Source organism: Krasilnikovia sp. MM14-A1259, assembly GCF_047159535.1.
In the GTDB taxonomy this organism is placed as follows: domain Bacteria; phylum Actinomycetota; class Actinomycetes; order Mycobacteriales; family Micromonosporaceae; genus Actinoplanes.
This window is the reverse complement of the sequence record NZ_BAAGAJ010000001.1, coordinates 45,181-57,952: the sequence shown is the minus strand read 5'-3', so window position 1 is coordinate 57,952 and position 12,772 is coordinate 45,181. Positions and strand designations below refer to the sequence as shown.

Annotated in this window: 13 protein-coding genes; 4 read left to right on the top strand and 9 right to left on the bottom strand. The window is 70.1% G+C overall.

Going from position 1 to position 12,772, the window contains the following annotated elements; translation table 11 throughout:
* Positions 1-157 precede the first annotated feature (157 nt).
* The gene (locus tag ACMCNK_RS00285; protein WP_412734323.1) at positions 158-637 is read left to right on the top strand and encodes a hypothetical protein; all 480 of its coding nucleotides are present in this window, start codon (positions 158-160) and stop codon (positions 635-637) included.
* A 293-nt stretch (positions 638-930) separates the two neighbouring features.
* The gene (locus ACMCNK_RS00280; RefSeq protein ID WP_412734322.1) at positions 931-1,065 is read left to right on the top strand and encodes a hypothetical protein; all 135 of its coding nucleotides are present in this window, start codon (positions 931-933) and stop codon (positions 1,063-1,065) included.
* Positions 1,066-1,266: 201 nt separating this feature from the next.
* On the opposite strand, the gene ACMCNK_RS00275 is transcribed toward ACMCNK_RS00280, so the two are convergent.
* A complete protein-coding gene (locus ACMCNK_RS00275) occupies positions 1,267-1,572 on the bottom strand; it encodes a hypothetical protein (protein ID WP_412734321.1) in 306 nt (101 codons plus the stop codon).
* Positions 1,573-2,037: 465 nt separating this feature from the next.
* Here ACMCNK_RS00275 and ACMCNK_RS00270 point away from each other — a divergent pair, with 465 nt between their 5' ends.
* Entirely contained in the window at positions 2,038-2,511 is a 474-nt protein-coding gene (locus ACMCNK_RS00270; RefSeq protein WP_412734320.1) for an NUDIX domain-containing protein, read from the top strand.
* Between the two features lie 155 nt (positions 2,512-2,666).
* Here the strand turns inward: ACMCNK_RS00270 and ACMCNK_RS00265 are convergent, their stop codons facing one another.
* From ACMCNK_RS00265 to ACMCNK_RS00230, 8 genes are all read right to left on the bottom strand, one after another.
* Positions 2,667-4,757 carry a sensor histidine kinase gene (locus ACMCNK_RS00265; protein ID WP_412734319.1) on the bottom strand — a complete coding sequence of 697 codons (2,091 nt, stop codon included), beginning with the start codon at positions 4,755-4,757 and terminating at the stop codon, positions 2,667-2,669.
* Positions 4,754-5,137, bottom strand: coding sequence for a response regulator (locus ACMCNK_RS00260; protein WP_412734318.1), 384 nt, complete (start codon positions 5,135-5,137; stop codon positions 4,754-4,756). Before ACMCNK_RS00260 ends, ACMCNK_RS00265 begins: the two co-directional genes overlap by 4 nt.
* 614 nt (positions 5,138-5,751) lie before the next feature.
* The gene (locus ACMCNK_RS00255; protein ID WP_412734317.1) at positions 5,752-7,356 is read right to left on the bottom strand and encodes a methyl-accepting chemotaxis protein; all 1,605 of its coding nucleotides are present in this window, start codon (positions 7,354-7,356) and stop codon (positions 5,752-5,754) included.
* A gap of 190 nt (positions 7,357-7,546) precedes the next feature.
* Complete coding sequence (locus ACMCNK_RS00250) at positions 7,547-7,672, bottom strand: hypothetical protein (protein ID WP_412734316.1); 126 nt, start codon at positions 7,670-7,672, stop codon at positions 7,547-7,549.
* 51 nt (positions 7,673-7,723) lie between these two features.
* Positions 7,724-8,149 carry a hypothetical protein gene (locus tag ACMCNK_RS00245; protein WP_412734315.1) on the bottom strand — a complete coding sequence of 142 codons (426 nt, stop codon included), beginning with the start codon at positions 8,147-8,149 and terminating at the stop codon, positions 7,724-7,726.
* Positions 8,150-8,389: 240 nt separating this feature from the next.
* The gene (locus ACMCNK_RS00240) at positions 8,390-8,719 is read right to left on the bottom strand and encodes a hypothetical protein (RefSeq protein WP_412734314.1); all 330 of its coding nucleotides are present in this window, start codon (positions 8,717-8,719) and stop codon (positions 8,390-8,392) included.
* On the bottom strand, positions 8,716-9,717 hold the full coding sequence (locus ACMCNK_RS00235) for a tyrosine-type recombinase/integrase (protein ID WP_412734313.1): 1,002 nt from the start codon (positions 9,715-9,717) through the stop codon (positions 8,716-8,718). The genes ACMCNK_RS00240 and ACMCNK_RS00235 overlap by 4 nt, the downstream gene beginning before the upstream one ends.
* Positions 9,681-10,109, bottom strand: a complete 429-nt coding sequence (locus tag ACMCNK_RS00230; RefSeq protein WP_412734312.1) for a hypothetical protein — start codon at positions 10,107-10,109, stop codon at positions 9,681-9,683. Before ACMCNK_RS00230 ends, ACMCNK_RS00235 begins: the two co-directional genes overlap by 37 nt.
* 874 nt (positions 10,110-10,983) lie before the next feature.
* Here ACMCNK_RS00230 and ACMCNK_RS00225 point away from each other — a divergent pair.
* Positions 10,984-12,252 (top strand): PP2C family protein-serine/threonine phosphatase, encoded by a 1,269-nt coding sequence (locus tag ACMCNK_RS00225; protein WP_412734311.1) that lies wholly within the window; start codon positions 10,984-10,986, stop codon positions 12,250-12,252.
* The last annotated feature ends 520 nt before the right edge of the window (positions 12,253-12,772 follow it).

Here is a 12,772-nt window from a genome sequence, read left to right as displayed (position 1 = left end):
GCCACCCCGGCAGTGGCAGTGACGGGGCCGACGTCGCGCTCGCAGGCGACCAGCGGAACCCGATCAGCTTGTAGACAATTGTAGACATCGTCTGAACCGGCTCATCATGGGCTCCGGCCAGGAGCGTGAGCTGGCGCCCGTTCGCGATGATCGGAATGTGAGCACACCGCGCGTCTACCGGCACCGGCCCTTCCTGGCCCTCTGCGCGGCGTGCCTGCTCCTCGACGCCGCCGGCATCGGCCAGATCCTCACCTGGGCCGCACATCACCCCGACCTCGGCTCCATCCTGCGGGCCATGCTGGGCGTACTGCTCCTGCTCGCGTTCGCGGCCTTCCTGGTGCTCAGTTGGCGGGTCCGCACGGTCGTCGACGACACCGGCATCACCCAGCACTGGATCACCCGCAGCTACCGGATCCCCTTCGCCGAGATCACCGCGATCGAGCTAGAGCACGTCTGGCGACGCTGGTTCCTGCGCATCCGCTGCGGCGAGAAGACCTTCGAGATCATCCCGTGCCACACCGTGCTCTTCCACGCCCTGAGCAGCGCGATCGGGCCACCCCGGGCACTGTTGGCGGCGCGCAACGACATCGAGCGCAGCAGTGCGGCCATGGCCACCAGCCCGGTGACGTCCGGCTGACCGACTGAACTCCGGCTGCCGACCATCACCGTTTGCCGAGGCCGCCGGGTATCTGTGCCAACCACCCTGGCCGACGCTGCGACGCGCGCGTTTCTGTCGGAGGGCCGTGCCACCATGATGCACTGACAGACATCAATTGGTCACGGACACGCGTAATACAAGGGGCGATCACGCGCCTCTGCGCGAGCCGTGCACGGCGTAGCCGACGGGCGCCTCCGCCGGCGATGCGTCCAATCCATCCCGCTCACCCGTGCGGCCGCGACCAGCCCCCCGACGTGTAGGAGGTCTGCCTCATGCCCTTCGTCAAGCCTTACAGCCGCTCGGACGGAACCAAGGTCAGAAGCCACTACCGGCTCAACTCGATCTGGAATTTCTGGTTCGGGTTCCTGCTCCTACTGCTGGTCTTGTCGGTCAACCGCGGCCGCTGACCAGAAAGCCGGCCGCGACTTCCCCGCACGCGCGGGGGTAATCCCGTCAGGGTCTCCCGGGTCGGAACACTGATGACTTCCCCGTATACGCGGGGGTGCTCGCGGAGGTACCCCCGGCGCGCGGCAGCGCGGTGACGTTCTCCCCGCGCGCATGGAGCTCATGTCTCCGCGCTGGTTTCGGCGACGACAACGCCGGACCAGTTATCGGACCCGAGCCCGCAAGTCCTCGGTAAGCATGCGGTAGGTCGCGGTGGCGGCGCGCACGGCTGCGTCGTCAGCGCCGTCCAGCCGGTCCCGCTCGCGCGAGCACGCGGTGCGCGCGGTCCGCAGCCGTTCGGCCTCGGCGGTGTCACCGCGGTGCTGCGCGTGCTGGATCAGCACGGTGTACGCGGCCGCGGCCTGTGAGATCGCCTCCACGGCCACCTCGTAGCTCACCGACCGCGCCGAATCCCAAGCGAAGGCCGGTAGGCCGGCCAGCACGGACGGCTCCCGTGGCTGATCACTCACGACGCCACCCTCTCCGCCCGGACCTCAGACCGGGCTCAGATCGACACGCGACGAACTCCTTAGTGCTTAATGATCCCCGCTGCCACCGTCACCTTCGTGTTGAGCGACAGAGGAATGTCAGTGGCCCCGACACCAAATGTCAGGCAAGATCCAGCGTCGCCAGCTCAGCAGGCCCCATCGCACCCCACCCGCAACCCCCAGGCGCCGTTTAAACGCGGTATGCTGCTCACGAAGGCCCCGGTCCGCCTCTGCCCCTCGCGGGTACGCCGCCGGGGTTTTGACTTTGCCAGGCTAGCCGCCGACTCCGACAATCCCGGCGACCCTGCATCGACGACTGGCCGGTTACCCCTCCCCATCTGACGTGTGTCGGCGCTCAGGGTCTCCACTGCCGGAGGCGCGGAAGTTCACCCGGGCGGGAACGCCGGAGTCGGTTCCGGCCGAGCGCCGGGTGGCTAGCCTGACGCGGTGACCGACGATTTCACGGCGACGTTGCCCCGCAAACGGATGGGTGCCGGGGTGCTGCTGACCGACCCGGCAGGCCGGGTGCTCCTCGTCGAGCCCCAGTACAAGCCGTACTGGGAAGTGCCGGGCGGCTGCGTCGAGGCCGACGAGTCCCCGCACGCCGCGGCGGTCCGGGAGCTGAAAGAGGAGCTGGGCCTGCCGGTGCAGCCGGGCCGGGTGCTGGTCACCGACTGGGTGCCGCCGCGCCCGGACCGCACCGAGGGCCTGATGATCGTGTTCGACGGCGGGGTGCTCACCCCAGAGCAGACCGTCGACATCCGGTTGCCCGCCGACGAACTGCGCAGTTGGGCGTGGTGCACCGCGCAGGAGGCCGAAACGCGGTTATCGGAGCTGCTGGCCCGACGGGTCGCGGCCGCGATACGGGCCCGCGCCGAGGGGACCTCGGTCTACCTGGAGAACGGGTTCTACGTCTCCTGAGTGTCTGTTTTCAAGGGTATTTGATGCTGGTTAGGGCCGTTCTGGCTGGATGGGATCACGTTGTTGCCGGTCGCGTTGAGGTCAGAGGACCTGCCCGGCCGGATGCCTTCGGCCGGGCAGTTGGCCGTGTGACCGCACCGGGCCGAGGCGCTGGTTCAGGCAACCAGTTCGGGTGTCTGGGTCGTGTGGTTTGTGGTGGGGTCGGTCACGGCGGTGTCTGCCGCGGCGGGCAGGGTGAAGGTGAAGCGGGTGCCGCCGCCGGGGTTGTCGGTGGCGGTGATGGTGCCGCCGTGGCGTTCCACGGTGCGTTTGCAGATGGCCAGGCCGAGACCGGTTCCGCCGTAGCCCTTGCCGCGGTGGGCGCGGTGGAAGGTGTCGAAGACGGCGTCGTGCTGGCCGGCGGGGATGCCGATGCCGTTGTCGGCGATCGTGACCGCGACGGTGTCGTCCTGGCGGGTGCCGGTGATCGTGATGTGCGGGGTCACGCCCGCGGCGGTGTACTTGACCGCGTTGCTGATCAGGTTGTCCAGCAGTTGCCGCAGCAGCACCGGGTCGGCGTGGACCGGGTCGAGGTCGCCGACGGTGAAGGTGGGTACTGGGGTGTCGGCGGCCATGGCGGTGTCGATGCGCGCGTCGGCGACGTCGGTGACCAGCGGGTGCAGGTCGACGGTGGCCGGTTTGATGGTGGCGTCGCGGGTGGTGGTGTAGGCGAGCAGGTCGTTGACGAGCCCGCGCATGCGGGCGGCGGCGCGTTCGACGCGTGCCAGCCCGGAGTTGGCTTCGGCGACGGCGGGGTGTTCGGGGGCGTCGGTGAGCGCGTCGGCGACGGCTTCGGTCCAGCCTTCGACGGTGGCGAGCGGGTTGAGCAGGTCGTGGGCGACGACGCCGGCGAAGCTGGCGAGTTCGTCGCGGTGGCGGCGTTCAGCGGTGATGTCGTGCGCCAGTACCACGGCTTGGCGGGCCCCGCAGGCCAGCGTGAGCGGGGTGGCGATGAACCGCAGGATCCGCTCCTGCGGCAGGTCGGGATTGTTCGTCAGCAGGTCCACGATGTGGACCTGCCCGTCGGCGATGGCCTGCCGGTAGGGCAGTTCCTCATCGGCGAAGGGGGTGCCGTCGAGGCGCGACAGCCCGTAGTAGCTGCTGTTACCGGTTTCGTCGGCGGGTCTGATGCGGCCCATCAGCCGCCTGGCGGCGGGGTTGTGGCGCACGATGCCCTGCCGCTCGTCGACCACCGCCAGGCCATCGGCCATGGAGTCGACCACCGCGTTCAGCAGATCGGCCTGCTGCGACGCGCGTTCCTTCTCCCCGGCGAGCTCGGCGGTCAGCGTGTCTCGTTCGTCGCGGCCCAGCGCGAGGGCCAGGCCGACGAGTGTGATCGTGGCGATGAACACCTGCCCGACCAGGACGGCGTGGCTGGGCGAGCCGAGCTGCGTGAACGGGCCGTACCCGTGCAGTGTGCACACCGCGGTGACGACGGCGGCGCCCAGGCTGTGGGCCATCACGTAGGTGGTGGACAGCCGGACCGCGGCCCACACGGTCAGCGCGATCAGCGGGAACACCATCGACACGCCGGGCCAGATCATGGCGACGCCGTACCCGGCCAGCGCGCACAGGGTCACCGCCGCGTACTCGGCGGCGCGGGCACCGCTCACCGCGCGCACCGAGCGCCTGCACCCGGCAGCCACCAAGCCGTACCGGGCCCGGTACGTCGCCGCCACCGCCTGCAGGTGCAGCATGCCGGCCGCGAACAGCAGCATGTTCCCGGCGTCGCAGAAGGACCAGATCGCCGCCGTCGACCCGGGCAGCGCGCCGGTGACCAGCCACAGGCCCGCGACACCGACCGCAGCGCCCGCCGCGGCGGCGCCGGCGACCACCGCCAGCAGCATCCACAGGTCCCGCGGCCGCAGGGCAGCGCCGTCACTGCCCCGGTACGCGCGCGGCAGCAGCCGCCGGAACACCTCGACCTGGGCCAGCCCGGCCGCGGCGCAGACCACGGCGACCGCCGCCCCGGCACCGGCGGCCAGGTTCACGGCCACGATCACCGCCACCAGCGCGACCGGGTCGGCCCAGCGCATCCGCGCTGCGCGCTGCGCGACGAACCACATCACCGCGACCCCGGCCGCCGGCCACACCACCGGCACGTCGCTGTGCTGGGCCATCGCCGCCCGGCTCACGAACTCCATGACCAGGAACAATCCGGCGAACCCGGCCGTGCGCAGCAACGACGCCGGGATCCCCCGCATCATTGCTCACTCCTGGCGACGGCCGTACCAGCGGTCAACTGTCGCACCGCGGTGCATAACTGCGTGCGCCTGAACGGCTTGGGCAGGACCACCCCGCCGGCGTCGCGCATACGGTCCCGATTCCGGGCATCCCACAGGACCGTCACGAACAGCGCGGGCAACCCGGGCGCACGCTCCCGCAACCGGGCCAGCAGCTCGACCCCGTCGATACCGGGCATGTCGACATCCAGCACTACAGCCTGCGGCAGGCCCTCACGGCCCACCGCGGCCAGGGCCGTCTCGGCGCTGTCGGCGGCGAGCACCTCGTGCCCATCCGCGTGCAGCCAGCACTCCAGCAGGTCACGAATGTCGAGTTCGTCATCAACGACCAGCACCTGCACCATGCACCCCCTTGGCCTACCTGCCACAACCCGGGGGGTGACACCGAGAATGGCAGGCCACCGTGGGCCGTACCGGTGCCCGCAGGTGACAGCCCGGTAGCAAACGCAGCCCGGTCATTAGGCTGGTCCGGTGGGCAGCGGCGAGCGCCGCTCCGGGGGTGGTCGGCCGCCGCTTCCAGCCGGCGGTCAGGCTCGGTCGGCCGACCTTCAGCGATGCCAGATGTGCGGCCAGGGACTGCCGGCGTCCCGGCGGTCCTCGGCGAGGTTCTGCTCGGCGGCGTGCCGTTCCCGGCATTGGCGGCTGGTGCGGCGCACCCGCGTGCGGGTGGTACTGGCCCAGCAGGCGGCCAAGCGGCGGGTGGTCTGCCCGCAGTGCGGTACGACGTGGACGGCCGGGCTGCAGAAACGGCCGAGCGCGGTCTACTGCTCGCCGACGATGCCGCACCGCCGCATGGCGCCGGCGGCAGGCCGGAATGCGCAGTCAGTGACGCTTCTGCATGTTGTGGCCTCGGTTGCGGTCCGGCCAGGCTGGTTGGTAGCCGGGGTTTCTCGTCGACATGCCGGCGCCGCGCCCCGGGTGTCGTGGCACGGCGGAAACCGGCAATAGCGGCGCCCCGTCAGGTGTGGAACTGGGCGACCTCGTCGCGCAGCCGGTTTGCCACCTGGGTGAGTTCCTCCGCGGTCTGTTGCGCCTGCTCGGAACCGGCGGAGGTGGTTTGCGCAGCGCTGGCCACACCGGAGATGTTCTCGGTGATCTGCGCCGATCCGTACGCCGCCTCGCCGACCCCGCGGCTCATCTCCTGCGTGGTCGCCGTCTGCTCCTCGACCGCCCCGGCGATCGTCACCGAATAGTCGTTGATCTTGTTGATGACGTCATCCACCCGGGTGATGGACGCGTTCGCTGCGGCCGTGTCCTGCTGGATGGTCTGCACCAGACGGACGATGTCCTCGGTGGCCTTGCCCGTGGCCTGCGCGAGGTCTTTGACCTCACCGGCCACCACCGCGAAGCCCTTGCCGGACTCGCCGGCGCGGGCGGCTTCGATGGTGGCGTTGAGCGCCAGCAGGTTGGTCTGCTCCGCGATCTCGGTGATGAGCGTGACCACGGTGCCGATTTCGGCGCTGCTCGTTCCCAGTTGAGAGATGGCCTGCGAGGCCTCGCGGGCATCGTCGACGCCCGCGGCGGCGAACCGGGCCGCTTGCGCGGCGCTGCCGGCGATCTCGGCGATCGCGGCGGTCATCTCCTCGGTGCCCGCGGCCACCGTCTGCACGTTACGGGACACCTCCTCGGAGGCGGAGGCAACGTGATCGGACTGGGTGGAGGTCGCGGTGGCCGCGTTTCCCAGGTGCGTGGATACCTGGGCGAGCTGCTCGGCAGCGTGGGCCACGGTGGTGGTGTCGGTGCTGATCACCGCGAACGAGGTCCGCAGCCGGTCCAGGGTGGTGTCGATGGCATGGCCCAGCTCGGCCAGTTCATCGCGGCCGGCCAGCCCGACCCGGACGGTGAGGTCTTTGTCCGCGACCTTGCGCATCGCGGCGACCATGCTGCGCAGCGGGCCGGTGATGGTGCGGGTGGTCAGGACCGCCAGGACGGCGGCCAGCAGCAGGCAGATCGCGCCCGTGCCGGCCATCAGGATGCGGGTGCTGCTGCTGATCGTGGCGAAGTCGGCCCGGGCCTGGTCGGCCTGCGTGGTGGCCTCGTCGACCAGGGTGTCGGCCGCTTGGACGATCTTGGTCATCCAGTCCAGGGACTCGCTCGAGGCCAGATCGTTGGACGCGGCGATCGATGTGGGGGTGCCGGCCCGGTATCCGGCGATGATCTTCTGGTCGGTCTGCAGGAATCCGTCGAACGCCTTTTGCAGGTCGGCGAGGGTGGCGCGTTCCTTGGCGGTGAGCGGATCGGCGGCCAGCGCGGACAGGTCGGTGCGGAACGCCGCGGTCGAGGCGAGGAACTGCTTGCGCTGGCCCACGGTGTCGTCGGCCGCGTGCGGTACCCCGCGCACGAAGTCGAAGGCGTATCCGGTCTGCCAGCCGGCGAAGTCCGCGGTGCGGAACTTCACGGTCTGGGCGTGTGAGCGGACCTGGGCGGCCTCGGTCACGCTCGTGGTGGCCGTGTTCATCCGGGCCTGACCGGCCAGCCCGATCCCGATGCTGATCGCCAGCAGCAGCCCGAGCAGCCCGAACGCCGCGCCCAGCCGGGCACCCACCCGCAAGTTCCTGATCATGCGCACAGCAATCTCCCGATACCGACCCCGTCTGTGTAGTGAATCGGCAGGCATTGCCCCGGCGCTGAACCGAACGATGCCCCGGGCTAGGCCGGACGTAAGGCACGTCACGGCCGGGGCCGGATGTTTCACGTCGAAGCCCGTCCTTCCCGCCGAGTGCAGGACGGGCGGGGCGACTCGACAAGGCCGGTCAGGTGCGGCCGGTGCGCAGGAACGCGGCGATGCGGTGGTACTTCTTCGTCTCGGTGCTGTGCCCGTCCCAGATGTTGAGCGACAGGTTCGTGTCCTGCCTGGCGACAAGATCATGTCCGCTCAACACGAAAGGGCAACGCCGGACGGGCGCTGTGGATGATGGCGCCGTTGTGGCCTACTCGACGAGGTTGGGATCGACGGTGAACTGCCGGGGAACGTCGTGGCGCAGCCGGTCGATCAGCGCGTCTTCCTCTTGCTCCTCAAGGCCCTGCAACGCCGACGGCAGAGCGTCGAGCAGATCGTCGAGGGTGATCTGCTTGGTGGCGAGTTCGTCGAAGTGCCGCATCTGCGCTACCACGTCGGCGACGACGCTGACCGCATGGTGCGGATCGGTGCGCCACAGCCATACGAGCACCTTGCCGAACGGGTCGCCCAGGTGCAGATGAGGACGGCGCGGATCCAGTCCCGCCAGGCGGGCCAGTTCACGATCCGGATCACCACGGTGCCAGTCCCGCAGCGTCTTGTGCGCGGTGTCGTCGATGAGCCCTCGCATCAGCGGCGTCATGACCTCGCCGGGCACGGATTGGGTAGTGGTGAACACGCGCGTCTTCCCCCTTTGCCGGTCGGCGGCTCTCACGTAATCGCGAGTGGCACTCGCCGAGGAACCCCATCGATGAGCGTGGGCCCCGGCCCGGGACGGGCGCTGTGGGTGGCAGCGCGCCGTCGTGGCTTCTGGCGCCGGCTCCGCGCCCTCGATTCGGCGTGCCCCGGTGTGGGTGCCGCTATCGGTAGCGGCACCGCCACGGCGTCCGTCAGCTTGCTGTTGAACGACAGTCAGATGTCAGTGGGCACCTGCGAGTTCGGCGTAGTGAAGTACGAGGGCTTTGGCGCCGCGGGCGAGTTCGTCGGTGAGTTGGTGCGCGCGTTGCTGGTTTGCGTTCCGCATGATCCAGATGTTGCTGATCTTGATGATGGTGTCGATATCGCTGGGGCGCAGCAGTGCTGCGCCGTCGGCGCCGACGGGCTCGGCGGGGCGGTGTTGCCATAGCCGCCACCAGGTGCCGGTTCGCTGGTCGAAGGACAGGTGACGGGTGCCGTGCGGGTTGATGAGGAGGATGTTTTTCGGGTCGTTGTGCGGGGGCATCCAGCGCTGCTCTTCGGGGGTGGTCACGGCTCTCCTAGGGGTCGGCGGTGGCGTTTGCGGGCGGCGGGGTCGGTGGCGGCGACGTGCGCGGCGACGGCTTCGGGGCCGGGGCGGGCGTAGCGGGCGAGGGAGCGTACGGAGGCGTGCCGGGAGCGGGCGAGCAGGGTGGGGGTGGCGGTGCCGTTCTCGGCTTCGTGGGTGAGCATCGAGTGCCGTAGTTGGTGCAGTGTCCAGCCCTGTGTCTGGTGTGCTGGGTCGGCGAGCGGTCGGGTGGTGTGCTCGAAGATTTCGGCGGCGCGGCGGTAGGACAGCCGGGCGCGGCCGGTGACGGGGCACAGGTCGTTGGTGGCGACCGCGCGGGTGGGTCGGCGATCGGCGAGGAACAGCGGCCCGCGGCCGCGTCCGGCGAGTAGGCGGGGTAGCAGCAGCGCGGTGCCGGTCTGCCAGAACACCCACTCGGTCGCGCCGCCCTTGGAGGTGACGCGGGCGCGCTTGTTCGGCAGTTCGAGGTCGCCGATGTCGAGGTTGAGGATCTCCTCGGCGCGGGCGGCGGTCTCGTAGAGCAGCCGCCACAGCGCCTTGTCCCGGACGCTGGCGTCGAGGCGCCAGAGTCCGGCGACCTGGTCGCGGGTGAGCGCCCGGGTGGTGTCCACGGCGACCTTCGGACGGGCCCAGTTCGCGGTCGGATCGGTGCTGATCCAGCGCGCGTTGGTCCGCCACCAGGCGCACGCCGAGCGCAGGGTGGATAGGTGCCGCAGCCGGGTGGCTGGGGCGGTGGTGCCGAAGGCCGCGGTGAACGCCTCGGCGAGGCGGGCGGCGCCGGCCGGGGTATCGAGAGCGGCGACGTCGGCGCCGGCGGGGCTGCCGGCGAGCCGGGCGGCGATCGCGGTGAGGGTCTGCCGGTATTTGGCGGCGGTGCCGGTCGACCAGGCGCCGGCGAGGGTGTGCGCGACGAGGAATGTCTCCACGGCGTGGGCGAAGGTCGGTGTCACGTCCGCGCCGCGAATCTTGTGGACCTGGCCCACGTCCGCCCCTCACCGGTTGTCGCAGGAAACGTGTACGGGTCGAGGATGCCAGGGCGGTACGACGGTTTCGACCCTCGGCCGGTCAGGGCTGGTATCGATGTCACCCGATGGTGTGGTTGTCGCGGGGAATGGGTCATTTCCTGCGACGAGTCAGGCCCGAGGCCGGCGGCGCGTTCGGGGTCCGGCTCGGCTGTTGCCAGCACGGTGTTGGCGAGTTTGGCGAGCTGGTGGCCGTTGTCGCGGTGCAGGTGGGCAGGTGTTGCCGCGATCTGGCGTTCCAGGATGTTCACGGCGGTCTCGGCGTGGCCGCAGGCCCGGTAGCCGGAGGCGGACTGTTCGTCGAGGGTGGCCAGGTAGGCCGGCCAGCACGGACGGCTCCCGTGGCTGATCACTCACGACGCCACCCTCTCCGCCCGGACCTCAGACCGGGCTCAGATCGACACGCGACGAACTCCTTAGTGCGTAATGATCCCCGCTGCCACCGTCACCTTCGACCACTCGCCGCGGCCGCGGTATGTTGACCGACAGTCTTTTGTCCTCGGCGCCGACGACTTTCTGTCCCCCTTGTTGGGGTGCCGGTAGCTTCCAGCGAAAGAACAACTCCAGGCTTGTCCTTGAGCTTCAAGATCGGGTTCGGGCCGGTCGTACTCGGGCACCGTGTGTGGCTCGACGGCAGATCCTGGCCGCGCCGTAGCGGTTTGGTCCTAGGGTGAGGTGGTGCAGCCGGGCCGGCGGTGTGACCCGGAGACCGCCGCCATGATGATCGTGGCGCAGGCGCAGCTTGCGGTGCTCCGGGCGCAGTTGAGGTATGCGGCGTCGGAGGGGTTTCCGCCCCTGGAAGTCGCCGCGATACACGCCGCGTTGGATCAACTGCAGGCCACGCTGGCTGAGGCCGGCCAGCTACTGCATGCTGTCGATGGATCACGCGATCGTGGCTTGCACGCCGGGTAGCCCCTGCACGCCCCCCGCTCAGCCAAGACACCGGCACCGGGCCTCCACACCGACCTCACCGCGTTCGGATCAGCGTCACAGTGACGCCATTCCGAACGCCGTCACCGCGCCGCCCCCAGCCGGAAGCAGCCCCTACCTGCGGAAACAGGTTCAAGGGCAAGCTCCAAGGACGGGCAAGCCAGCGGGGAGGGGAACCGCCGATAGTGATCAACGACAGCCGCCCTGCGCCGCGGCGTCGACCGGCGCTGGCCATCATGGTGGGTGACGACGTCGTCATGGTGGGTGACGGCGTGCGACAGCCAGGGAGGAATACCCATGGGCGCTCTCGAGTCGCTGCGGCAGTTGCTGCGCCAGTCGCACCATGCGCGACCCGACGACCTGCCGGAGATGGCGATGCGGGCGGCGCCGCTGGTCAACGCCACCGCAATGATCGTCTACCTGGTCGATCACCAGCAGACGCTGTTGCTGCCGCTGCTGGGCGGCACGGCCCCGCACCTCGCACCGTTCCCTATCGATGGCACCCTCGGCGGCCGGGCGTACACCCAGGTTGCGCCCAGCCTCAGCGACACCAAACCGGACGGGGTCCGGCTGTGGCTGCCGTTGATCAACGGCGCGGAACGCATGGGCGTGCTGGAGGTCGTGCTCGCCGGGCGCCCGGACGAGGACGTCGTCGAGGACTGCGCCGCCGTCGCGGCGCTGCTGGCCGAGCTGGTGGTCACCCGCAGCCTCTACAGCGACACCATCGAACGGTTGCGGCGCCGCGAGCCGATGCATCTGGCCGCGGAGATGCTGCGCGCCCAACTGCCCCCGCTGACCTTCTCCACCGGCCACCTGATCATCAGCGGCATCCTGGAACCGGCCTACGACGTCGCCGGCGACGCCTTCGACTACGCCGTCAACGCCGACACCGCCCACCTGGCCCTGTTCGACGCCGTCGGGCACGGCTCGGCCGGCGGCATGCGCCCGGTCGTCCTCGCCTCACTCGCGCTGGCCGCCTACCGCAACGCCCGCCGCGCCGGGCTTGATCTGCCCGCCACCTACCACCACATCGACGCCGCAGTCCGCGGCTATGACCGCACGGGCTTGATCACCGCGGTACTGGCCGAACTCGACCAGCACACCGGCACCCTGCAGGTCATCTCCGCCGGACACCCGGGCGGCATCGTCATCCGTGCCGGCAAGGTCGTCAAAGCCCTGCCCACCCCCACCGCGCTCCCCGTCGTCATGGGCGACAAGCAGCCCCCGGTCGTCGTCGAGGAAGCCCTCGAACCCGGCGACCGGCTACTGCTCTACACCGACGGAATCATCGAGGCCCGTTCAACCGACGGCACCCAGTTCGGCCTCGAGCGGCTCATCGACTTCGCCGTCAAAGCCGCCGCCGACCAACTGCACCCACCCGAGACGGCCCGCAAGCTGATCCACGCCATCCTCGACTACCAGCACGATCAGCTGCAGGACGACGCGACCGTGCTGCTCGCCGAATGGCTCACCCCGGCACCGCCGGCCTCCGACACCGAACTCATCACCACGCCGCCGGGCGCCCCGCTCGACCTGCCCGACAAGGGAGACCGCGGGCAACCGTAGCCTCGTCATGCCCGCGCACCGGGGCCAGGGTTGAGGAAGACCGGTACAGCGGTTAGCGGTAGCGATGATCTTGTCCGTAGCTGATCCCCCGACGGCCGGTCAGTTCGGTCAAGCGGCGGGCATGCAGCTTGCCGAGCAGACGCTTGAGCTTTCGCTGGTTCTCCGGCTTGGCTAGGTGGGGTGTGTGTCTGTGATCGGCGGCGGGCCCGGGCCTGACAGCCGTCAGAGCCCCGGGCCCGCCGCTCAGGGTGGTCGGGACCGCCACCCCGCACGGCACCCCGGGCGGTGGAGCGGCGCGCACCCCGGGCCTGTCGAAGAGGGGTGGGCGCCGCGCCCGAGTAATCACCCCGCTGTCACAGAGCACCACCAGGGTGACCGGTCCGTGGGGCCCCGTCACGGACCAGCTGTGCGCCAGCAAGGCTGCATCGATCGCCGCGGCGATTGTGCGATCTGCGGTGTATCGCCTGGAGCCCTGGGGTTCCCCGGACGGTGGGGGAGCGTGTTCAGCCGATCGCCCCGG

What these genes read in the sequence shown, in the direction of transcription:
- ACMCNK_RS00265 (WP_412734319.1), bottom strand. Translation starts at nt 4,757, where the DNA reads ATGATGCGGGGGATCCCGGCGTCGTTGCTGCGCACGGCCGGGTTCGCC.
- ACMCNK_RS00225 (WP_412734311.1), top strand. Translation starts at nt 10,984, where the DNA reads ATGGGCGCTCTCGAGTCGCTGCGGCAGTTGCTGCGCCAGTCGCACCAT.
- ACMCNK_RS00260 (WP_412734318.1), bottom strand. Translation starts at nt 5,137, where the DNA reads ATGGTGCAGGTGCTGGTCGTTGATGACGAACTCGACATTCGTGACCTG.
- ACMCNK_RS00280 (WP_412734322.1), top strand. Translation starts at nt 931, where the DNA reads ATGCCCTTCGTCAAGCCTTACAGCCGCTCGGACGGAACCAAGGTCAGA.
- ACMCNK_RS00255 (WP_412734317.1), bottom strand. Translation starts at nt 7,356, where the DNA reads ATGATCAGGAACTTGCGGGTGGGTGCCCGGCTGGGCGCGGCGTTCGGG.